Origin of the sequence: Gilliamella sp. ESL0443 (genome assembly GCF_019469165.1) — a bacterium.
Lineage (GTDB): Bacteria > Pseudomonadota > Gammaproteobacteria > Enterobacterales > Orbaceae > Gilliamella > Gilliamella apicola_E.
In genome coordinates this window covers 57,763-79,921 of sequence record NZ_CP048263.1, presented here as the reverse complement: position 1 = coordinate 79,921, position 22,159 = coordinate 57,763, and the positions used below count along the sequence as shown (strand labels likewise).

The following is a 22,159-nucleotide window of genomic DNA, read 5'->3' as shown; positions in this document are numbered from 1 at the left end:
ATCAGTAATATCGTATATTAGTGAAGTGTTGGTGTGATATCGGATTCATTAAATTCATCAAAACATAACATCGCCGTAATGCGAACGTACTCTTTGATCTCTTCAAATGCAAAGCCCAGCTCTTGCTGATCTTCATCTTCATCATAACCGAGTTTAGCTATTTGTCTTAGATCATATATTGCTTCACCCACATCACCTTTAACTCGATTAAGTTTAGGTTGAACTAAACCAATACCCAATAAAAAATGATTTACCCATCCCACTAAATCGTCAATTTGCGTAAACAAATCTTGCTCACCAAGTAGAAGTTGGAACTCAAAATCTTCATCAATAAATTGTTGTTTAGTTGTATGATATAATTCTTCCACTTCCTTATTTAAAGGTTCGGCTATTTTTTGCCCATCATTCAACATGTCTTGAACTAACACTCTCCAACTTTCGTCATGATTTCCTCCAGCTAATAAGCCAGATAAGAATCCATGTAATTCAGCTGCAGTTATGCCAACTTTATTTTGGATAAGTTGACGATTAAGCTCGTCATAAATCTTGGTATTAGTCATTAACTCCACCTTATTAGTTTATAATAATAGTGAAAATACATCCCTCTGCACTTTCACTCATTATTAGTATATAATTTGTGCCTAGCTGTAAATAATAAACAGGTTATTGTGCTTTATAAAGGAATTATTTTGAACATTTTTAGATTAATTTTAACATCACTGTATATAGTTATATCGTTAACTGCTTGTAGTTCATGGCTGAAAAATAAAGGTGTGATTGTTCTTGATGTACAGAATAATACCTATATAACCAGCCAAGACTTACCTAAAGATTATCAGTTAGGCAATGGAGAACAAGAACTTGATAAGTTTGAAGCTTTCTGCCGAGACGAGATCCGTGCCTCACAACTAGATGGTAGTGAAGAGATGGTATTTGAAAATATCAAACGAGGAATTCACGGTCAGGTTGAATTTAAAAAATGTAGTGATAGAGTCACTCGAATTTACCGATATTAATAAATATTTCAGCTTACTTTGTAAAGTATCGCTAATAAGATTGACTAATTGTCACATATCCGTGAAATCTTACTAGCCTTTCAAGCTGTTTTTATTTATATTGTCGCATGAACAAATATATTTTTGGGAGTAAAATAATTATGTACAAGCAAGATGTAACCATTACTGCATCGAACGGTCTTCACACCCGCCCTGCTGCACAATTTGTAAAGGAAGCTAAAAACTTCAATTCTGAAATTACTGTCACATCAAATGGAAAAAGTGCAAGTGCTAAAAGCTTATTCAAATTACAAACATTAGGCTTAACTCAAGGTACAACTATTACTATTTCAGCCGAAGGTGAAGATGAAAAAGAAGCAGTAACTCATTTAGTAAAATTAATTCCTGAATTGGAATAATACTCCCATGTTAGCGTTGAACGGTTTTAATATTAGATAAGGATTAAATGTTATGGTATCAGGTATACTTGTTTCCCCAGGTATCGCTTTTGCAAAAGCGCTATTATTAAAAGAAGAACCTATTGTTATAAATAATAGGCAAATTCTTGATAACAAAATTGACGCTGAAATTGATCGTTTTAAAGAAGCACGTGAAAAATCAAGCGAACAATTACATGCGATCATGGAACGAGCTAAAACCACTTTAGGTGAGGATAAAGCTGCTATTTTTGAAGGTCATATCATGCTTCTTGAAGATGAAGATCTTGAACAAGAAGTTATTTCACGCATCAAAAGTAAACACTCAAGTGCTGACGCAGCTGTCCAATCTGTATTTGAAACCCAAGCAAAAGAGTTAGAAAATCTAGATGATGAATATCTAAAAGAACGTGCTGCCGATATCCGTGATATTGGTAAACGACTGCTAAAAAATATTTTAGGCATCGAAATTGTTGATCTAAGTGCTATTAGCCAACCTTGTATTTTAGTTGCGACTGATTTAACACCGTCTGAAACTGCTCAATTAAATTTAGATATGGTGTTAGGTTTCATCACTGATGCGGGAGGGCGCACTTCACATACATCAATCATGGCCCGTTCATTAGAAATTCCAGCAATCGTGGGTACATCTAATGCAACACAAGAAATCAAACAAGGTGATTTTGTTATTTTAGATGCAATCAACAATGCTATCTACATTAATCCAGATCATGCAACTCAAGAAAAACTAAAACAAGTACAAACAAAATATCTTGCTGATAAAGAAGAGTTAGCAAAATTAAAAGATCTACCAGCTGTAACACTTGATGGTCATCAAGTTGAAATTTGTGCAAATATTGGTACTGTTCGTGATATTGCTGGTGCAGATCGTAATGGTTATGAAGGTGTTGGGCTTTATCGTACAGAATTCTTATTCATGGATCGTGAAGCTTATCCTAATGAAGATGAACAATTCAAAGCATATAAAGAAGTTGCTGAATCAACTAATGGCTTATCAGTTATTGTTCGTACAATGGATATCGGTGGTGACAAAGATGTACCATATATGCATTTACCAAAAGAAGAAAATCCATTCTTAGGTTGGCGTGCAATTCGTATCTGTTTAGATCGTAAAGAAATACTACATGCACAGTTACGAGCAATCTTACGCGCTTCTGCATTTGGTAAATTGCGTATTATGTTCCCAATGATTATTTCGGTAGAAGAAATTCGTATTCTAAAATCTGAAATTAATATCCTTAAAGAACAATTAACATCTGAAGGTAAAGCATTCGATAAAAGCATTGAAATTGGTGTGATGATCGAAACACCAGCCGCTGCGGTTATTGCTAGACATTTAGCTAAAGAAGTTGATTTCTTTAGTATTGGAACTAACGATTTAACCCAATATACACTTGCTGTTGACCGTGGTAATGAGCTTATTTCACATCTTTATAATCCACTTTCACCATCAGTATTAACATTGATTAAAAATGTAATCGATGCTTCTCACAAAGAAGGTAAATGGACAGGAATGTGTGGAGAGCTTGCTGGTGATGAAAGAGCAACAATTTTATTACTAGGTATGGGGCTTGATGAGTTCAGTATGAGTGCGGTATCAATTCCTAAAATCAAAAAATTAATTCGTAATACTAATTATGAAGAAGCGAAGAAATTTGCTGATACTGTTCTTGAAAAAGCAACAGCTAAAGAAATAACCGATTTAATTGAAAAATATACTGCTGAAAAGCAAATTTGTTAGGAGGCAATGATGGGTTTATTCGATAAAATAAAGCAATTTGTATCCGATGATAACAAAAACAGCATCGAAATTATTGCACCTCTTAGTGGTGAAATCGTTAAGATCGAAGATGTGCCAGATGTAGTTTTTGCAGAAAAAATCGTTGGTGATGGTGTTGCTATAAAACCTTCTGGTAATAAAATTGTAGCACCATTAAATGGTAAAATTGGTAAAATTTTTGAAACCAATCATGCATTTGCTATTGAATCAGATGAAGGTATCGAACTTTTTGTTCATTTCGGTATAGATACGGTGGAATTAAAAGGTGAAGGTTTTACACGAGTTGCCGAAGAAGGACAACAAGTTAAAATTGGAGATACTATCATCGAAATCGATCTGCCTTTACTTGAAAGTAAAGCCAAATCAGTGTTAACACCAGTTGTAATATCTAATATGGAAACTGTTGTTGAATTAACTAAGTTATCCGGCTCAGTTGAGGCAGGTAAAACACCAATTATGCGTGTTAAAAAATAACATCGCACAAAGTTACTACCCATAAAAAACCTTCAGTTTTCACTGAAGGTTTTTTATTGAGAATAATCAAACATAGAGTTCAAATAATTCGTTTAACGCCATTTTTTGTATTGATTAATCAAGCTGTTGGTTGATTCATCATGCGAGCTGACTGGTTTATCATCAGCAAGTTCAGGTAAAATACGACCAGCTAACTGTTTACCCAATTCAACCCCCCACTGATCGAAGCTAAAGATATTTAAAATAACACCTTGCGTGAAGATTTTGTGCTCATACATCGCCACTAATGCGCCTAAAGTGTACGGTGTAATTTTTTTCACTAAAATAGAGTTAGTCGGTTTATTGCCTTCAAAAACTTTAAATGGAACAATAGATTTAACTTCTTCAAGCTTTTTACCAGCAGCAAGAAACTCTTGTTCTACTTGTTGAGCAGTCTTACCAAAAGCTAAAGCTTCTGTTTGAGCAAAAAAGTTAGAAAGCAATTTAGGATGATGATCGCCAACTGGATTATGACTAATTGCCGGTGCAATAAAATCACAAGGAATAAGTTTAGTACCTTGGTGAATTAATTGATAAAACGCATGTTGACCATTTGTCCCTGGTTCACCCCAAATAATAGGACCTGTAGTATAAGTAGTCTTGTTGCCATTACGATCAACACTTTTACCATTTGATTCCATATTCCCTTGCTGAAAATAAGCTGCAAAGCGATGCATATATTGATCATAAGGTAGAATTGCCTCGGTTTCTGCACCATAGAAGTTATTGTACCAAATCCCAATTAAAGCAAGTAATGTTGGGATATTTTTTTCAATCGGTGTGCTTTGGAAATGTTTATCCATCGCATGTCCACCAGCTAAAAACTGTTTAAAGTTTTCAAAACCAATTGAAAGTACAATTGATAAGCCGATTGCAGACCAAGAAGAATAACGACCACCAACCCAATCCCAAAATTCAAACATATTGGCAGTATCAATACCAAATTTTTCTACTTCTTTGGCATTGGTTGATAAAGCTACAAAGTGAAGCGCAACAGCTTTATCATCTTTTGCAGCATCAAGTAACCATTGACGAGCGGTTTGTGCATTAGTCATAGTTTCTTGAGTTGTAAAGGTCTTCGATGCAACTAAAAATAGCGTTGTTTCTGGATTTAAACCTTTTAAAGCTTCAACAATGTGAGTACCATCGACATTAGAAACAAAGTGCATAGTTAGATGGTTTTTATAAGGGCGTAATGCTTCGGTAATCATCACTGGTCCTAAATCTGAACCTCCAATTCCGATATTAACTACATCAGTAATCGCTTTACCAGTATAGCCTTTCCATTCACCACTAATAATTTTTTTACTAAAGGATTCCATCTTAGCCAGCACAGCATTGACGTCATCCATAACATTTTTACCATCAACATAAATTGGTGAATTTGATACATTGCGAAGCGCAATATGTAAAACGGCTCGATTTTCGGTACGATTAATTTTTTCACCACTGTACATGGCATTAATAGCCCCGCTTAAATCACACTCGTCAGCAAGCTGATAAAGTTGCTTTAAGGTCTCCTCAGTAATGCGGTTTTTAGACAGATCAACCAAGAACTCATCTTCAAAAGGAATACTTAACTTTTCAACTCGTTTAGGTTCATCTTTTAAAATTTGAGCAATCGTCTTATCGCAATGCTTCTGATAACTAACTTGAAGGGACTTCCAAGCGGATGTAGTAGTTGGATCTATTGACTTTAACATAACTTATTCCTTAATTAATATAGCACTATTAGCCATGATATAACTATGGATAACATGATGCAAGATAAGGATTTATCCATTCAAATTAAGTTAGTTGAAAAATTCTATCTACTGGTAATTAATTAAACTTTTTTACCAGTAGGTATCTAGTTTATAAATTTATTTACTTTCCCATTTAATCAATTGTCAAATTGCGAGTTGTTAAATCAAATGGTGTTAATTGATAAACATAATAATTGAGCCAGTTACTAAATAATAAATAAGCATGGCTTCGCCATGTGGCTTTGGGCGTTAAATTTGGGTTATTTTCAGGAAAATAGTTGTAAGGAATTTCCGGATTTATTCCAGCTTTCAAATCTCGATTATATTCATTAGCTAAGGTGAAGGAGTCATATTCTGGATGCCCTGTTACAAAAGCCATACGTTTATCAGCAGTTGCCATCAAATATGGACCGGTTAAATCTGATTCAGCTAAAATCGTCAAATCAGTATAACTTTTAATTTTATCTATTGGAAAATCAGCATTACGTGAATGTGGCGCTAAAAAAGTATCGTCAAAACCTCGAGTTAAAAGTGCATTAGGTTGTATGATTTGATGTTGATAGACGCCTGACAATTTTTGTGAGCGAGTAAATTTTGGCATATCATAGAGTACATTTAATGCAGCTTGTACAGCCCAGCAAACAAACATTGTTGAAGTAACATGATCTTTAGCCCAAGTAATTATTTCAGCTAATTTTGGCCAATACACTACATCTGAAAATGCGACTTTACCTAATGGTGCGCCAGTTATGATAAGACCATCAAAATTCTGCTCACGAATATCTTCAAAATCACAATAAAAGCTATTTAAATGCTCTACAGGGGTATTTTTGGATTCACGTTGATCAATACGCAAGAGTTGAATATTGACTTGTAAAGATGAATTGGAAAGCAAACGTAAAAACTGATTTTCAGTTTCGATCTTTTTAGGCATTAAATTTAAGAAGAGAAGCTTTAGTGGACGAATTTCTTGAGTATTAGCACGAGTTGAAGTCATCACAAATACATTTTCATTACGTAACACATCTACTGCCGGTAATGAATCTGGAATACATATAGGCATATTAAAAGCTCCTATTAATTACTTTTTATAACATTTCAAATAGACGTCTAGAAATCCATATAGCTAAATATAGTGTTTTTTAGTAAGATTGTCGAGCGTTTTGTTAGAAAAAATAGATATAATATTTTAAACAAAATCAGAACAATAGCAGATTATATGAATTAACAAATAAGTGTGATGATAGTAATATAAATAGTAAAAATAAAATTTAAATGATTCGAGTATCGGTCCGCCAAGTATCTGCGGTTAAAGCCTCACCAAAATAGCTATTAATCAGTTTTTGTGTGATTTCGCTTAATGGCGAAGCTAAGACTTCAGCAGTATTACCATATTCAACTAAATCACCATTATGCATAACTAAAATTTGGTCACTGATATGTTTCATCATACCAATATCTTGTGTTACATAGACATAAGAAATATTCTGTTCTTCTTGTAAAGACAACATCAAATTAACAATCTGTGAACGCATTGAAATATCTAACGCAGCTAAAGCTTCATCGAGAATAATAACTTTGGGTTTCAGAATTAAGGCCCTAGCCAATGCGACGCGTTGTTTTTGCCCCGCTGCCATCACTGATGGATAATAAGAAGCATGTTCAGGCAGTAAGCCTACTTGTTTTAAAACATCACTAATCAATTTTTCTCGTTCAAGAGCGCTATAATTGCTATTGCGTTTAAGTGGAATTTCAAGTAATTGACCAATACGAAGTCTTGGGTCAAAAGAGCTTTCAACATGTTGAAATATCATTCTAATAAGTTGTGACCGATGGACAAAATCACCATATTCAACTTTATTACCGTCAATCCAAATATCCCCACTATCTGGTTTTATCATACCCACCAGCATTTTGGCTAGTGTCGATTTTCCTGAACCATTTTGTCCTATAATGGCGAGTGTTTTACCTTCGTTGAGCGAGAACGACAATGGTTTAACTGCATCAATTTGTAAATGACCAAAGAGCCCTTTAGGAATTTTAAATCGTTTTGATAAATTTCGGACTTTTAATATTGGGTTCATTAACTATTCCTATATTTACTCATCAGTATTTAATGGAAAATGGCAAGCCACAGAATGATCCTTTATCAGAGTAAGTTCAGGTGCTTGGATACATTTTTTTTGAGCATAAGGACAACGTGGCCCTAATCGACAACCAATAGGTAAATGCTCCAATGATGGGATAACCCCTGGTAACGTGTTCAATGGACTTTTATGTGGCATGGCTTTACCAAAATCAGGTATGGCATAAATCAATGCCTGAGTATAAGGATGATAAGGCGATTTTATTAAATCTTCACTATCCGCAACCTCAACGGTTTGTCCACAATAAAGGACATTGATACGATCTGTCCAGCGAGTAACCATTTGTAAATCATGACTAATAAGTAAAATAGTCGTCCCCATATTCTGATTCATACTCGCTAATAACCTGAAGATTTGCGCTTCAGTTGTTGCTTCCATAGCATTAGTTGGTTCATCTGCAATAAGTAATTTAGGTTGGTTTGCTAATGCAATTGCAATCATCACTTTTTGACATTCACCTTCCGTTAATTCAAAAGGATATGATTTAAGGATTTCTTTATGATCTTTAATTCCAACACGATGTAATAATTCAACAGCTCGATGTTTACGCCAAAATAGACGCTGCCACCAATGTCCTTTAAAGGTTCTTCGTGGGATAGCCTCGATTAACTGTTGCCCTATTTTCATTGAGGGATCCAAGCAGGACTGCGGTTCTTGGAAAATCATCGAAATATGGTCACTGATGACTTTTCGACGTTGTTTTGGTGTCAATTTAAGTAAATCGATATCATTAAAATGAAAACGATCAGCAGATATTTTCCAATTATGATTTGTCACACCTAATATAGCTTTAGCAATAAGGCTTTTACCAGAACCAGACTCGCCAACTAGACCTCGAATTTCGCCTTCAGACAGCTTCAAATTCACGCGATCAATTGCGCGTAAAAGGCCATCAGCAGTAATAAACTCAATAGTTAAATTACGAATGTCTAATAATGCCATAATTAATGTCCTACTCGCTGGCCAAATAATCCAAAATTGAATAAATAAACCAAAGTAATTGTAGTAGACACAGCAATACCCGGAGCTAAAAAAGCAAGCAAATTAACATCCATCATATCTTTCATCTTAAACATCATCATGCCTAAATCTGGCCGAGAAAAATCATTAGCAAAACCCAAAAAGGTAATTGTTGTTATCGCTAAAATAACTGAACCAAATAATGAAACAATTTCAGCCAAATAAACGGGTAAAATATTAGGGATAATATAATGATTTAAGATAGAAAATGAGGATAATCCATCGAGTCGATACGCAGTAATATAGGTTTTATTCCATTCCTTAATAACACGTTGATGGATATTATAAATGAAGCGCGGTGAATAGGATAAACCAATCACAATTAAAATATTGGTAATATCATCTTCCAATAACAAGCTAATAACAATTACACCAAGTAATGGCGGAACGACCATAAAAAATCTAAAAATAAATAAAATAAAAGGCCTAATAAATGAAACAAAAAACATTAAATAGTTAATCACTCCACCGATTATGATGACATAAAAAACCGCTTTTAAAGTCATTGAAATGGTTGACCGATAACCAATTAATAAGTAATCAAAAATATCTTGCCCTTGATCAGTTGTTCCTAATATGTGATTAATATCTCCATTAGGCCACCAAGCAGGAGGCAATGAAGTTGCATAGATAGGGTTCAAGTGAGCATGGAAAAGCCATTTGGTTGATAATGCAATAAAAGCAATTGCTAAAACCCCATAAAAACTTATGATCAGGTATAAATTGCTATGAAGTCTTTGGAAACATGAATTTATTCGCTTACCTAACAAAATTATCCTAGACATAATGTTCCTTATGACGTAATGGATAAATAGCGATAGCTGTTATCTCACCTAATAAAGTCAATAAACTAATTACTGTTCCACACGCAAGAATTGCTATCGCAATAATAAAATAATTATGGTTACGATAAGCCATCATCACCCATTGGCCTAAACCAACTCGATTGAATAAAATTTCAATAACCATAGTTAAAAATAATAAAGTCGTGGTGTTATATGTCAATTGTGGAATTGTTGCCGGAATTGAATTTGGTAATAAATGTCGACGTAACACTTTAAACGGTGAACGTTCCCGGATAATTGCCATTTTAATATAATTTTGTCTTGAAGTATTTTTGACATTTTCACTAACTAGTTGAATGGTCATAATACTTGGTTGAATAGCTAAAATAATTGTTGGCAAAAGTAAATAGTGAAGCTGATCTAACAATGCAGTGAATTTATCTGGCCTTGATGAAATTAAAATATCTAGCAAAGAACTACCGGTTACTGATGGTGCGATATCAAAGTTCATTGAAATCGGCATTGTCGAGGAAAGATAAAACATTACAATTGTTGCGAGCATAACAATCGGGCAAGAATAAAAGATTAAACAGCCTAAACGAATGGTAGTATTCAACCAATTTATATTACTTAAACCTAGAAAAATACCCAAAGGTAATCCAATAAGTAAAGCTACAAGCAATGCTAAAATACAAAGTTCAAACGTTGTTAATAAGGTATCTAAAAACGGTAAAGTTTCACCTGATGCTAACCTAAATTGACCTTGTAGTAATTGTTTAAAAAAAGCATTATAGGCATCAACAAAAGTTAAATCACTAAAAATAGATTGAGGATCGAAATAGACCAGACAGAAGCTGATCTGAGCAAGTACGCAGATAATAAATGAAAACGTCACAATTTTTTTTAAAATATAGATAATCATTGTTTATCTTTATTATGAGCAAAAACAACAGTGATATCCATCACTGTTGTTTTAGTTATCTGCTATTCAGGTATGACCGGTTTACTTGCTGCGGCATAAGCATGATCTTGAGCACTTAATCCACCAGCATTACCTTTACCGTCATAACGATAATCCAACTCTTCTCGTGTTTTTATTCCACTATCAGATTCCACATAGTCCGGAGCTGGAGCCTTAGTCATTATTGATGATGAATAACCCGCTGCAGGATCTGCTGTAGATTCTGTTGTTACCTGAGTTGTAGGTGATTTCTCAATATTTGCTTGAGTTGTGATATTTGATTGAGATTCACTAGCAACTACGTTTTTAGCGATGTCTACATCATCTTTAATTACGATTGGTAATAAAAGTGAAGGGATCACTGGAACAGCATTAAGCGATTCATCATGGCTAACTTGACTATAATCAACCGATACACGGCCTAATGCAAGCTCTAATGACGCAGCAGCAAATTGCAATGGCATTGCAGACTGTTTTAATTCGCTATTTTTACCGCGTCGTTTAGTCCGTGGTGTATTCATACGCAAATGACGAGATGTTCTTCGTTGACGCTTCGGTTGTGAATCGTTAGTTACAGCATTATCGCCTGTTTCAGGAACAATAATCGGCAATAATAAAGTAGGGATACACACTTTTTCAGCTTGAGCAGGTACATCACTATTTTTAACACGAACACTCTTCGTTAATGCACGCTGTTGACGTCTTGGTTTCGCTTCTTTTTGCTTAGGTGGTTGTGCCGCCTCATTAACGACTTTATCAGCTTTTATATTATTCGCAGCATTAGATGAATTATTATTTTGTTTTGTACGACGATTAGAGCGTGTAGTCTCTTTAACTTCATCAGTTGCAACATTATTATTTGCAGCTGAATTGTTACGATTATTACGCTGACGTCGATTATTTGAGCGTTGATTATCTCGTTTTTTATTTGATTGAGGCTTAACTTCTGGTTTAGGTTCTACCTTTTCTGAAACAAATAACTGACGAATTTTCTTAAATAAACCACCAAATAAGCCACTAGATTTTTCAACTTTTTTCGGTTCACTTTTCGCTTTAGATGCTTTACTCGCTTCTACTTTAGGACCTGATAATACAGCTTGCTCTACCACTAATTCAGCGACTTGATCTTCTTCTTCCTCTTCAAGCTCACGGATTAGTTTAGGTAAATTGTAGCTTAATACATCTGTCTCTTCACCACTACGTTTACGAATCACTTTATAAAGTGGTGTTTCCATTTCTTCATCGCCAGCAATGACGATTTTAACATCCGGATGCATTCTTTCGATATTATTAATCGCACGACGCTTTTCGTTAAGCAAATAACTAGCAATTGGCACTGGCACAATCACATCAATTTGAACCGTATTATCTTTCATCGCCTCTTCTTGAATTAAGCGAAGAATTGAAAGTGATAATGAATTATTATCACGAACTGTACCTGTTCCTTGACAACGAGGACATATATGATGAGTTGCTTCACGTAGAGATGGGCTTAAACGTTGACGAGACATTTCAAGCAAACCAAAACGGGAAATACGAGTGGTTTGGATTCTTGCTCGATCGGTTTTCATCGCTTCTTTTAAGCGATTTTCCACTTCACGTTGATTACGAATTGGCGTCATATCAATAAAGTCGATGACAATCAAGCCACCTAAATCACGTAACCGCAATTGGCGAGCAATCTCTTCTGCCGCTTCAAGATTAGTATTAAATGCAGTCTCTTCAATATCGCTACCACGAATAGATTTAGCTGAGTTAATATCGATCGCAGTTAATGCTTCAGTTGCATCAATAACAATCGAACCACCAGATGGTAAGCGAACTTCCCGTTGGAATGCCGATTCAATCTGACCTTCGATTTGAAAATGATTAAATAATGGTACATCACCTTCATAAAGTTTAAGACGACTAACATACTCAACACGACCTAAATCAGCTAATCGTTTTTTTGCAATTTCAAGTACTTTAGGATTATCAATAAGAATATCACCCACATCATCACGTAAATAATCACGAAATGCTCGAGTAATAATGTCACTTTCTTTATGAATTAAGCTTGGTGCTGGATGATTTTTTGACTCATTTTGAATCGCTGTCCAATAATTAACTAACGCATTTAAATCCTGTTGTAACTCTTCTTGGCTTTTACCCACACCCGCTGTTCTAGCTATTACACCCATGCCCTTTGGTTTTTCTAGCGCATCGATAACTCTTTTTAGATCTGCACGCTCTTCTCCCTCAATACGGCGCGAAACCCCACCTGCTCTTGGGTCATTTGGCATTAATACTAAATAGCTACCGGCTAAACTAATATAAGTCGTTAAAGCAGCACCTTTTTTACCACGAATCTCTTTTTCAATTTGGATAAGGACTTCTTGGCCTTCTTGCAGATGTTTAATACTACGCCGGCCAGAAATATTTGAAGGGAAATAGCTTTCTGCGATCTCTTTTAATGGTAAAAAACCATCTCGCTCACCACCATATGAAACAAAAGCGGCTTCTAAACTAGGATTGATTTTAGTGATTTTGCCTTTATAAATATTGGCTTTTTTTTGTTCGTGACCAAGGCTTTCGATATCTAAATCATACAAGCGTTGGCCATCAACAAGGGCAACTCGCAGCTCTTCTTGCTGGGTTGCATTGATTAGCATTCTTTTCATTATTCTACACTCTTCATTAATCTAAATTAACTGTAGGTAGAATCTTATTATTAATAAATGCTTATTTTAACAATGATAAACAATAGTACTTAACTTAATATTTTGTATACAGTATTTCATTATTTTATTTATGTTATTTTTGTTATTATTTTATGTGAAATCCGTATATACAACATCAATACATTTTTAGAGGTAATATTACATTCAAAACACTTATATACTTTTTGAACACCACTAAACATACAATTATTGATATTATTTCAATGATGAGTTTGCAAATTTCTACAATTTAACAAACCACTAAATCTTTATATGATTGTTTAAAATAAACATATTAATTAATTATAATAATTCTACTTACGCTATTTTATTTTGACAAACTGTAATGTCTAACGCCATTGCTGCATTACAAGGATAAATTATCCTTGTCTATTATTCACGTTTCAGCAGAGGATAGCAAGTAAATTAAAGTGATTATTTTATAAACAATTAAGTATTAATTTTGAGCGCTCAATAAAATAGGTTAAAAGTATAATAAAATGCAGCATTAGTCGCTAGTTTTCTAAATTTGATTTTGTCTAAATTTTCTACATCATTACTGATGGATTTATGACCTATTTTAGTAATTTACAAACCTAACATTAACACAGGTGCATATCCCAATTTTATCCGTATAATATAATTTAGATTTGCTTACAAAATGAACGAATATTTATCTATGGAATTACCTGAAAAAATTGCCTTAACTGATTTTACCCATCGTTGGATTGCTCAATTTGATGGTGTACCCCAAAGTGAAGAGTTACATTCATTACCTTCTCCTTGTATTATAAAAACCGAAAATCTTACTGTTTATTGGCAGCCTTATTTACTTATTCCACCAAGAAATTTAACCATCGTTGAACAAGTAATTAATATAAAAATACATCAAAGCGCTCATATTTATTATGGGACACAATATGCGGCTAATATGGCTGCAAAGTTTGCCGATATTGATGTAATTTTACTTCAACCATGGAGTGATGACGACTTCTCTAATTTAGAGCAGAATTTAATTGCGCATTTATCACAGCAAAAAAAATTAAAACGCCATCCGACTCTTTTTATTGGCTCAACTAATAAGGACACTGAAATTATTGCAATAAATAATTTAACTGCTGAAATTGTTAAAGAAGATTTAATAACAGGACAATTAATCACATTAGCACCTGATTTAAAATCATTTCTTGAAAAACTTGAAATTGAAAGTTAACAATTTGTATTTGAAAACACTCATAGTGGTAAAATTATTGCTTCGAAGCCTGATTGTTAACGAAATTGTAACTTGCCAAACAATGTGTATATAATGCATTGAAGCTCAAAAAAAGAAATAGGTATATTATGTTTGAATATTTATTAGCAGCGCCTGCAGATCCCATTTTAGGTTTAGCGGATCTTTATAACAAGGATGAACGCACTAACAAAATCAATTTAAGTGTTGGTGTTTATAAAGACGAGACGACCAAAACACCTATTTTAGAAAGTGTAAAAAAAGCTGAGCATCTGATTTTAAATGATGAAATCACAAAAAGTTATTTACCAATTGATGGTCTTAACTCATTTAATAATGCTACCCAAATTCTACTATTTGGTACTGAAAATCAACGAGCTAGAACAGCGCAAGCACCTGGAGGCACTGGTGCATTACGAATTATGGCTGATTTTTTATCTCGACGTACCAAAGTAAAACGAGTATGGATAAGTAATCCATCTTGGCCTAATCATCGTAGCGTATTTCAAACAGCAGGCTTAGAAGTTCGTGAATACCGTTACTATAATCCATTAACGCGAGACCTAGATTTTGATGGTTTAATGACTGATTTAAGTCAAGTTGTCGCTGGTGATGCGGTGCTATTTCATGGCTGCTGCCACAATCCAACTGGTATCGATCCAACGCCTGAACAATGGCAAGCTATTTCGGAATTAGCGTTAAAAAACGGTTGGTTACCACTATTCGACTTAGCTTATCAAGGATTTGGACAAGGAATAGAAGAAGATGTATATGGACTTAGACTATTTGCCAATAACCAACCAGAACTCCTAATTGCTAGTTCTTACTCAAAAAACTTTGGACTTTATAATGAACGTGTTGGGGCATTTACTTTAATTGCTGCTGATAGCGAAATTGCCGATCGAGCATTTAGTCAAGTAAAAACTATTATTAGAGCCAATTACTCTAATCCACCCGCACATGGAGCTAAAATTGTCTCTTATATTTTAAATAATGATGAACTAAAAGAAGAATGGCTTGATGAATTAACCAGCATGCGCCAACGCATTCATCGTATGCGCCAGTTATTTGTAAAAACACTACAAGATAAAAGTGCTAACAAAGACTTCAGCTTTATTGCTAAACAAAATGGGATGTTTTCATTTAGTGGATTAAGTGAAGAACAGGTAATAAAATTGCGTGATGAGTATGGCATCTATATGGTCAATTCAGGTCGTATCAATGTTGCGGGAATGACTATCGATAATATGTCTAGACTTTGTGAATCAATTGTCGAAGTATTATAAACCTCAAGTTTAATAAAATATTTCTACTAATAGTCGAATACATTAGCAATTAATTTAAATTTTAATCACCAATGTATTCGATATATTAACAATAAGAATTTTTTTATACGCTCAATCTAAATTATGTTTTGCCCAGAATTGATATCCCAATCAACTATTTGAATATTATTAAATAATTTATATTATCAATCTAAAAAAGTCCCTCCTCAAAATTTTTTGCTAAATAACACTCTTTTTAAACTCGATAAAGAGTCGTGTCATTCATTCCATTATTCCTTTTAGTTATATATTTAGGAAAACTAGCTATTAGACGTTAAATCAATAATTAATAATAATTGCTATCAATTTATTGAATTTTCATTGAGGACGGTTTGTGGCATCACATATTTTAGATTTTTTAATTTTAGGCAATAATTTTGGCACTAGCGAAATGCGCCAAATATGGTCTGAACAAAATCGCTTAGAAAAGCAAGTAAAAGTAGAAGTAGCTTTAGCAAAAGCTCAAGGTGAATTAGGTGTAATTCCTGCTGACGTTGCTGATGCAATTATTGCCAAAGCTGATGCATCAAAATTATCACTTGAACAACTTGCTCAAGAAGCAGCCAAAGCGAAACATTCACTGATGTCAACAATCAACGCATTACAAAAACAAGTAGGTGATGCTGGTCAATACATTCATTATGGAGCAACCACCCAAGATATTGTCGATACCGCAACTGTTCTCCAGATACAACAGTCATTTGATATAATTGAACGGGATACCAAATTAATTGCGCATCAATTAAAACGGTTGGCTAAACAATATCAATATTTACCCATGGTAGGTCGCACCCATGGTATGCAAGCATTACCGACAACATTTGGTTTTAAATTAGCGGTTTGGTTAGACGAGTTTGTTCGTCATTTACAGCGTTTATCTGAAATAAAACAAAGAGTTTTAGTCGGTAATATTAGCGGAGCTATTTGCACTTATGCATCAATAGGTGAATTAGGTCCACAAGTGGAAAATCGTGCATTAACTTCACTTGGACTAAATACACCCAATATTGGTTGGCAATCTGCACGAGATCGTTTTTCTGAATACGCATCAGTTATTGCTCTTATTAGCGGTTCGCTTGGCAAAATTGGTAACGAATTTTACAACCTTATGCGAACGGAAATTAATGAAGTGGAAGAGCCATTTTCTGATGGTAAAATTGGTTCGACTACCATGCCTCATAAGCGTAATCCAGCCGCCTTAGAAGGTTTAGCGAGTCTTACCGCGCCTTTATTAAAAAGTGTGGCACTTATTCATGAATCAATGAAAGTTGAACATGAACGTGATGCCATGAGCTGGCGGGCAGAATGGATTGCCCTGCCAGAAATTAATCTTTATATTTCAGCACAACTTCAAACCGCTTTAGCTGTTTTAAAAGGATTAAAAGTCAATGCTGATCAAATGTTAGCTAATTTAAAAAAACAAAATGGCTTACTGTTATCAGAAAAAATAATGTTCGAAATTGGCAAGCGATTAGGAAAACAAACTGCTCACCATTTAATTTATGAAAATGCTATGCAAGCATTTGAACAAAACCGACCATTTAAATCCCTCCTATTGGATGATCCACGTTTAAGTGAACAATTTACCGAGTCTGAACTTGATAATTGGTTAAATCCAATTAATTATCTGGGGTCTGCACCACAAAAAGTCGACCAAGTAATCAAATATGCGGAACAAAGCGGAGTATTATTATGAATTTTCGCTTAATCAGCTGTTCCGATATTCCAGCATATCAACAATTATTGCACCGAGCATATCAAGCTACGTCACAGTTAGGCATTCATTTTGCAGCAGCTACTGTCGAACCTGAAGAAATAATTCATCATATTGATTCGAATGCAGTTTATATAATAGAAAAGGACAATAAATTAATATCAACCTTAAGCATACGTTTTCCATGGGGAAATAACCCAGGACCTTATGGATTACCACATTTAGGCTGGTTTGCAACAGATCCAATTTATAAAGGACAAGGCTATGGTAATGCTTTATGGGATTGGGTTGAAAAAGAAGTTTTAATTAACCAACTTAAGCTTCCCGCCGTAACTTTAGGTACAGCAGCCAATCATCCATGGCTAGCCAATATATATCGCAAAAAAGGATATCAACAAATAGGGCAAGTAAATTTAACCAGTGATCACACTACCCTTTATTTTGAAAAAATATTAAATCACAAAAACTATTCCGAATGGAAAAAGAGGAGTCATCAATAATGAAAAAAATAATAACATGGTTTTCTGCTATTTTATTAATTACCATGAGTGGTTGTGATAATCAATCAAACAATCAGGCGGCGGAACAAAACATTATAAAAGTAGGCTCAACCGGTCAAAGTTACCCGAATGGTTATAAACAAGATGGAAAGTTAGTTGGATTTGATGTCGAAGTCACAGAAGCAATTGCCAATGAGTTAGGTTTTAAAGTTGAATGGGTAATTGCTGAATTTGGTGGATTAATGGGCCAATTTGACTCAGGTCGTTTAGATACGGTAGCAAATGCGGTGGCAGTTACACCAACTCGTCAAGCTAAATATGATTTTTCTCAGCCGTATAGTTTTTATGGTAGTCAAATTGTTACACACAAAGATAATAACAATATTAATCAGTTAACTGATTTTAATGGTAAAACTATTGCAGGGGTACTTGGTTCAAACCATATTAATAATCTTAAAAAAGCATTTCCTAATAACGAAATTACGATCAAAACCTATGAAACTCGAGATGGTGCAATGCATGATACAGAATTTCAAAGAGTCGATGGTTATGTCAATTCAAAACCAATTTTATTGGCAGAAATTAAACGAAAAAATCTACCATTCAAATTAGTGGGCGAACCAATTACTATTGAACAAGTTGCCTTCCCATTTAGTAAGGATGAAAAAGGTAAAGCTTTACGAGAAAAATTTAACCAAGCCATCGAAAAATTACGTGTTAATGGAACATTAAAAAAACTTTCAATTAAATATTTTGGTGAAGATATTACCTCATGAATTTTAATATAAACTATTTCTTTAGTGTATTCCCGCAGATATTACCTTATCTGCCAGTTACACTTTTTATTGCCATTATATCATTTGTGTTTGCCACTATATTAGGGCTTGCTATTGCTTTGATTAGAAACAATAAAATTATTGTAATTGATTCTTTTTTGGCGCTGTTTATTTCTTTATTTCGTGGAATTCCATCTGTCGTTTTACTGTTTATTATTTACTATGGCCTACCACAAATATTTCCAATTATGAAACAGGTAGGCGCAACCACGGCGGCTATTATCTGTTTTAGTTTAAAATATTCAGCTTATTTAGCCGAGATATTTCGTGCTGGCTTAACTTCGGTTGATCTTGGACAAAAAGAAGCAGGATTAACCTCAGGATTAAGTACAATTCAGGTTTATCGAGGAATTATATTACCTCAAGCGATGATTAATGCTTTACCGAATGCGGGGAATATGTTTATTTCACTACTCAAAGACTCTTCTGTAGCATTTTTTGTCGGGGTACAAGAATTATTAGCAGCAGGAAAAATGTTAACTGCTAATTCTTTTCTCTATTTTGAAACTTACTTAGCCGTCGGTATTGTTTACTGGCTAACTGTTGTCGCCTATTCATGGTTACAAAAGCAGTTAGAACGTAAACTAACTAAACCATATCATCGTTAAGGAGAGCATGATGATTAGTGTATCTCATTTATCAAAACGATTTGGAAATAATGAAGTTTTAAAAGAAATAAATCTTAATATCAAAGAAGGTGAAGTCGTTGCCATTATTGGACCATCCGGATCGGGAAAATCAACCTTATTGCGTTGTCTTAATTTACTTGAAAAACCCAATACAGGAACGATTCGTATTGATAAAGTAATACTCAATAGTGAACATTACAACCATAAGCAAGAGACCAATTTACGCAAACAATCAGCAATGGTTTTTCAACACTACAATTTATTTAGAAATAAAACAGCTTTAGAAAACATTACTTATCCATTAATTGTTGCACAGAAAATGAAGAAAAGTGAGGCACAACAGTACGGAATATCATTGTTAGAGCGAGTTGGAATGTTAGCTTATGCTGATCAATATCCTGTAACATTATCGGGAGGGCAACAACAACGTGTTGCAATTGCTAGGGCATTAGCTGTAAGACCAAAAGTATTATTATTTGATGAACCAACTTCTGCGTTAGATCCCGAGAGAGTTCATGAAGTTTTACAAGTGATGCTGAAACTAGCCAAAGAAAAGATAACTATGCTAATCGTAACCCATGAAATGGAGTTTGCAAAGTATGTGGCCGACCGCATCATCTTTATGGCTAATGGTATTATTGTTGAGGAAGGGCCAGCAAAATCATTAATTGATAACCCACAACACGAGTTAACTCAACGCTTTTTACGGCAACTCAATGATGATATTGATTTTGAAATTTAAGCTTATATTTATAAAATAATTAACTGTTTATAGTAGATATCAAAGCATTTTCCAATGCGATATGAGTAATTGTTTAATATCCATACCATTGGCTAGAGCATAGATATCAGACAATAATTGTTGTGCTTTAATTTCATTTTGCAATGCTCCAAATAACTTAGCGGCCAATTCTTGTTGGCTATAAGGATTTTTAGGTGATCCTTTAGGAATATCCACTCGTTGGCTAATTTTTTGTCCATCATTTAATACTATTTCAATAACGACATAGCGCTTATTATATGCATCAGGATGAGGGGTTAATTGTATATCATAACTACGCTGCATTTTTTGGATTAATTGTAGGATATTGTCAGCTATTGGCTTTGAAGCAAATTGTTCAAAATCGATAGGTATACCAAGTAAAATCAATGCCAAAATATATTCTGCTGAAAAACGTCCTTGCTCAGCTAATAATGGCTTTTTATAGATCAGTGCTGCATCACTATTAATTGGTGCAAAGAAAAGAGTGATATAATCAATATTATCTACATTAAACTTAGGATGCTTATAAATTAACTTACCCGCATCAGCAATATATGAAGCGGCAGAACAATATGAATAAGTCTTAAACCATAACCCTGGTTCAACAATCTTCCATGGCTTAGCCCAGATAGTTAAATCTAAATTATCATTGCCTTGTCCATATATTGATAAAAAACCGAGGTTATCATCAAGAAAATCCTTATCTGCTGAAATCCCAGCTCTTAACCATTCAACCGATTGTATAGCATGTTGTGCAGCCAATCCCGCATGCAAAAATTTTATTGGTGTCCCCATCACTAATCGCAGACCTGACGCTTGCGTCGCAGCTAAAGTTAATGCTTGAGCAAGAAATGGTTCATCATATAAATAACAAATAGCAGCTGTTGCGGCAATACCACCTAAAGTGATTGTTGTATGCCAACCTTTTTCATAATGTTCAGGATTGACACATCGTCCCAATAAGGCCATAACTTCAATACCTATTACATAGGCAGTTAAAAAACGACGACCATCTAAACGCGTTAATGAATCATCTAAGCGGATACTAGAAAATAAGGCTGATAAGATAACCGCTGATGGATGACCACGTACATCAATATGTACATCATCATAATCTAAACAATGTGCTTGAAAACCATTAAATAATGCTGCTTGCCGGCTGGTTGCTAACTTTTTTTGACCAATTAGCCAAGCTCGATTGTTGCCACCTTCATCATTTATCCAGGCCAGTAATTGCTGAACATTAGTTTCATTAGATGCCTGTAAGCTACTCGCAAAATAATCAATAACACCATTAATTGCACATTCAAGGACTGATTGTTGCTCAATAATTGGCGTATTTTTTATTAACAAACTCAATTGTTGACCTAGATGCATTATAAACTCTCATACAAATCTCAATAAATATTGAGCAAATAGTGGATGCTAAATATGCGTTTAAAAGATTATATCGTTATATCTTAATAACTAGAAATAATCATTATTTAGCAATCTAGCTTGATAACACTTTATATGTGCTAAAATATCTCCACGCTTAAACATCACGAAAAAATACATCCAATTATGTCAATATGTTATATTGCCTTAGGCAGTAATCTTAACGATCCATTAGCTCAAGCTAATCAAGCTATTGCAGCCCTAAAACAATTACCCAATACCGTAGTTACTGACATTTCACCATTTTATCGCAGTAAACCGCTCGGTCCACAAGATCAAAATGATTACCTCAATGCAGTTATAAAGTTAACCACCTCACTTAAACCTATAGCTTTATTAGATGAACTACAAGCAATAGAAAAATCACAAGGTCGGGTACGCAAAAATAATCGATGGGGAGCAAGGACATTAGACTTAGATATATTATTATACGATGACTTAATAATAGACAACGATAGACTAACAATTCCTCATTATCATATGAAAAATAGAGAATTTGTACTCTATCCTTTATTTGATATTTCACCAGAACTCATCTTACCTGATAACGATAAGCTGTTTGATTTAATTAAAAAATGTCCTTTGAATAATTTAAAAAAATGGGATGAATAATTAATCTTA

The 22,159-nt window shown here is 34.2% G+C and carries 21 protein-coding genes; 12 read left to right on the top strand and 9 right to left on the bottom strand.

Annotation, left to right across the window (positions count from 1 at the left end):
• Nucleotides 1-17: 17 nt before the first annotated feature.
• A complete protein-coding gene (locus tag GYM76_RS00345) occupies nt 18-560 on the bottom strand; it encodes a YecA family protein (protein WP_220225520.1) in 543 nt (180 codons plus the stop codon).
• A 129-nt stretch (nt 561-689) separates the two neighbouring features.
• On the opposite strand from GYM76_RS00345, the gene GYM76_RS00340 reads away from it, so the two are divergent.
• From GYM76_RS00340 to crr, 4 genes are all read left to right on the top strand, one after another.
• Entirely contained in the window at nt 690-1,016 is a 327-nt protein-coding gene (locus GYM76_RS00340; protein ID WP_065561788.1) for a hypothetical protein, read from the top strand.
• 140 nt (nt 1,017-1,156) lie between these two features.
• Nucleotides 1,157-1,414: a phosphocarrier protein Hpr gene (ptsH, locus tag GYM76_RS00335; protein WP_065561787.1), complete on the top strand. Its 258-nt coding sequence runs from the start codon at nt 1,157-1,159 to the stop codon at nt 1,412-1,414.
• Between the two features lie 52 nt (nt 1,415-1,466).
• The gene (ptsI, locus tag GYM76_RS00330; RefSeq protein ID WP_220225519.1) at nt 1,467-3,194 is read left to right on the top strand and encodes a phosphoenolpyruvate-protein phosphotransferase PtsI; all 1,728 of its coding nucleotides are present in this window, start codon (nt 1,467-1,469) and stop codon (nt 3,192-3,194) included.
• A 9-nt stretch (nt 3,195-3,203) separates the two neighbouring features.
• A complete protein-coding gene (crr, locus tag GYM76_RS00325) occupies nt 3,204-3,707 on the top strand; it encodes a PTS glucose transporter subunit IIA (RefSeq protein WP_065561785.1) in 504 nt (167 codons plus the stop codon).
• Nucleotides 3,708-3,799: 92 nt separating this feature from the next.
• On the opposite strand, the gene pgi is transcribed toward crr, so the two are convergent.
• From pgi to rne, 7 genes are all read right to left on the bottom strand, one after another.
• On the bottom strand, nt 3,800-5,449 hold the full coding sequence (pgi, locus tag GYM76_RS00320; protein WP_220225518.1) for a glucose-6-phosphate isomerase: 1,650 nt from the start codon (nt 5,447-5,449) through the stop codon (nt 3,800-3,802).
• A 175-nt stretch (nt 5,450-5,624) separates the two neighbouring features.
• Complete coding sequence (gene metA, locus GYM76_RS00315) at nt 5,625-6,554, bottom strand: homoserine O-succinyltransferase (RefSeq protein WP_065561783.1); 930 nt, start codon at nt 6,552-6,554, stop codon at nt 5,625-5,627.
• Between the two features lie 208 nt (nt 6,555-6,762).
• Nucleotides 6,763-7,575: an ATP-binding cassette domain-containing protein gene (locus tag GYM76_RS00310; RefSeq protein ID WP_065561782.1), complete on the bottom strand. Its 813-nt coding sequence runs from the start codon at nt 7,573-7,575 to the stop codon at nt 6,763-6,765.
• Nucleotides 7,576-7,590: 15 nt separating this feature from the next.
• Nucleotides 7,591-8,580, bottom strand: coding sequence for a putrescine export ABC transporter ATP-binding protein SapD (sapD, locus tag GYM76_RS00305; RefSeq protein ID WP_220225517.1), 990 nt, complete (start codon nt 8,578-8,580; stop codon nt 7,591-7,593).
• 2 nt (nt 8,581-8,582) lie between these two features.
• Nucleotides 8,583-9,443, bottom strand: coding sequence for an ABC transporter permease subunit (locus tag GYM76_RS00300; protein ID WP_065735240.1), 861 nt, complete (start codon nt 9,441-9,443; stop codon nt 8,583-8,585).
• Nucleotides 9,436-10,365, bottom strand: coding sequence for an ABC transporter permease subunit (locus GYM76_RS00295; protein ID WP_220225516.1), 930 nt, complete (start codon nt 10,363-10,365; stop codon nt 9,436-9,438). Before GYM76_RS00295 ends, GYM76_RS00300 begins: the two co-directional genes overlap by 8 nt.
• 62 nt (nt 10,366-10,427) lie before the next feature.
• A complete protein-coding gene (gene rne, locus GYM76_RS00290; RefSeq protein WP_220226185.1) occupies nt 10,428-13,064 on the bottom strand; it encodes a ribonuclease E in 2,637 nt (878 codons plus the stop codon).
• 700 nt (nt 13,065-13,764) lie between these two features.
• Here rne and syd point away from each other — a divergent pair.
• The 7 genes from syd to GYM76_RS00255 all read left to right on the top strand — a co-directional run bounded on the left by syd (nt 13,765) and on the right by GYM76_RS00255 (nt 20,080).
• Nucleotides 13,765-14,316: a SecY-interacting protein gene (syd, locus tag GYM76_RS00285; protein ID WP_220225515.1), complete on the top strand. Its 552-nt coding sequence runs from the start codon at nt 13,765-13,767 to the stop codon at nt 14,314-14,316.
• Between the two features lie 128 nt (nt 14,317-14,444).
• A complete protein-coding gene (locus GYM76_RS00280) occupies nt 14,445-15,620 on the top strand; it encodes an amino acid aminotransferase (protein ID WP_220225514.1) in 1,176 nt (391 codons plus the stop codon).
• A gap of 373 nt (nt 15,621-15,993) precedes the next feature.
• A complete protein-coding gene (gene purB, locus GYM76_RS00275; protein WP_220225513.1) occupies nt 15,994-17,355 on the top strand; it encodes an adenylosuccinate lyase in 1,362 nt (453 codons plus the stop codon).
• A complete protein-coding gene (locus GYM76_RS00270) occupies nt 17,352-17,873 on the top strand; it encodes a GNAT family N-acetyltransferase (protein WP_065735245.1) in 522 nt (173 codons plus the stop codon). Before purB ends, GYM76_RS00270 begins: the two co-directional genes overlap by 4 nt.
• The gene (locus GYM76_RS00265) at nt 17,873-18,649 is read left to right on the top strand and encodes an amino acid ABC transporter substrate-binding protein (RefSeq protein WP_220225512.1); all 777 of its coding nucleotides are present in this window, start codon (nt 17,873-17,875) and stop codon (nt 18,647-18,649) included. Before GYM76_RS00270 ends, GYM76_RS00265 begins: the two co-directional genes overlap by 1 nt.
• Nucleotides 18,646-19,317, top strand: a complete 672-nt coding sequence (locus GYM76_RS00260) for an amino acid ABC transporter permease (protein WP_065735246.1) — start codon at nt 18,646-18,648, stop codon at nt 19,315-19,317. The genes GYM76_RS00265 and GYM76_RS00260 overlap by 4 nt, the downstream gene beginning before the upstream one ends.
• A 10-nt stretch (nt 19,318-19,327) precedes the next feature.
• Nucleotides 19,328-20,080, top strand: a complete 753-nt coding sequence (locus GYM76_RS00255) for an amino acid ABC transporter ATP-binding protein (protein WP_065735247.1) — start codon at nt 19,328-19,330, stop codon at nt 20,078-20,080.
• A 39-nt stretch (nt 20,081-20,119) separates the two neighbouring features.
• Here GYM76_RS00255 and GYM76_RS00250 read toward each other — a convergent pair whose 3' ends face one another.
• Complete coding sequence (locus tag GYM76_RS00250; protein ID WP_220225511.1) at nt 20,120-21,478, bottom strand: MmgE/PrpD family protein; 1,359 nt, start codon at nt 21,476-21,478, stop codon at nt 20,120-20,122.
• Between the two features lie 186 nt (nt 21,479-21,664).
• Here GYM76_RS00250 and folK point away from each other — a divergent pair, with 186 nt between their 5' ends.
• On the top strand, nt 21,665-22,150 hold the full coding sequence (gene folK, locus GYM76_RS00245) for a 2-amino-4-hydroxy-6-hydroxymethyldihydropteridine diphosphokinase (RefSeq protein WP_220225510.1): 486 nt from the start codon (nt 21,665-21,667) through the stop codon (nt 22,148-22,150).
• The last annotated feature ends 9 nt before the right edge of the window (nt 22,151-22,159 follow it).

Excerpts from the sequence above, each read along its gene's own strand:
- GYM76_RS00345 (WP_220225520.1), bottom strand. The coding sequence starts at position 560 with ATGACTAATACCAAGATTTATGACGAGCTTAATCGTCAACTTATCCAA.
- ptsH (WP_065561787.1), top strand. The coding sequence starts at position 1,157 with ATGTACAAGCAAGATGTAACCATTACTGCATCGAACGGTCTTCACACC.
- ptsI (WP_220225519.1), top strand. The coding sequence starts at position 1,467 with ATGGTATCAGGTATACTTGTTTCCCCAGGTATCGCTTTTGCAAAAGCG.
- crr (WP_065561785.1), top strand. The coding sequence starts at position 3,204 with ATGGGTTTATTCGATAAAATAAAGCAATTTGTATCCGATGATAACAAA.
- pgi (WP_220225518.1), bottom strand. The coding sequence starts at position 5,449 with ATGTTAAAGTCAATAGATCCAACTACTACATCCGCTTGGAAGTCCCTT.
- metA (WP_065561783.1), bottom strand. The coding sequence starts at position 6,554 with ATGCCTATATGTATTCCAGATTCATTACCGGCAGTAGATGTGTTACGT.
- GYM76_RS00310 (WP_065561782.1), bottom strand. The coding sequence starts at position 7,575 with ATGAACCCAATATTAAAAGTCCGAAATTTATCAAAACGATTTAAAATT.
- sapD (WP_220225517.1), bottom strand. The coding sequence starts at position 8,580 with ATGGCATTATTAGACATTCGTAATTTAACTATTGAGTTTATTACTGCT.
- GYM76_RS00300 (WP_065735240.1), bottom strand. The coding sequence starts at position 9,443 with ATGTCTAGGATAATTTTGTTAGGTAAGCGAATAAATTCATGTTTCCAA.
- GYM76_RS00295 (WP_220225516.1), bottom strand. The coding sequence starts at position 10,365 with ATGATTATCTATATTTTAAAAAAAATTGTGACGTTTTCATTTATTATC.
- rne (WP_220226185.1), bottom strand. The coding sequence starts at position 13,064 with ATGAAAAGAATGCTAATCAATGCAACCCAGCAAGAAGAGCTGCGAGTT.
- syd (WP_220225515.1), top strand. The coding sequence starts at position 13,765 with ATGAACGAATATTTATCTATGGAATTACCTGAAAAAATTGCCTTAACT.
- GYM76_RS00280 (WP_220225514.1), top strand. The coding sequence starts at position 14,445 with ATGTTTGAATATTTATTAGCAGCGCCTGCAGATCCCATTTTAGGTTTA.
- GYM76_RS00270 (WP_065735245.1), top strand. The coding sequence starts at position 17,352 with ATGAATTTTCGCTTAATCAGCTGTTCCGATATTCCAGCATATCAACAA.
- GYM76_RS00265 (WP_220225512.1), top strand. The coding sequence starts at position 17,873 with ATGAAAAAAATAATAACATGGTTTTCTGCTATTTTATTAATTACCATG.
- GYM76_RS00260 (WP_065735246.1), top strand. The coding sequence starts at position 18,646 with ATGAATTTTAATATAAACTATTTCTTTAGTGTATTCCCGCAGATATTA.
- GYM76_RS00255 (WP_065735247.1), top strand. The coding sequence starts at position 19,328 with ATGATTAGTGTATCTCATTTATCAAAACGATTTGGAAATAATGAAGTT.
- GYM76_RS00250 (WP_220225511.1), bottom strand. The coding sequence starts at position 21,478 with ATGCATCTAGGTCAACAATTGAGTTTGTTAATAAAAAATACGCCAATT.
- folK (WP_220225510.1), top strand. The coding sequence starts at position 21,665 with ATGTCAATATGTTATATTGCCTTAGGCAGTAATCTTAACGATCCATTA.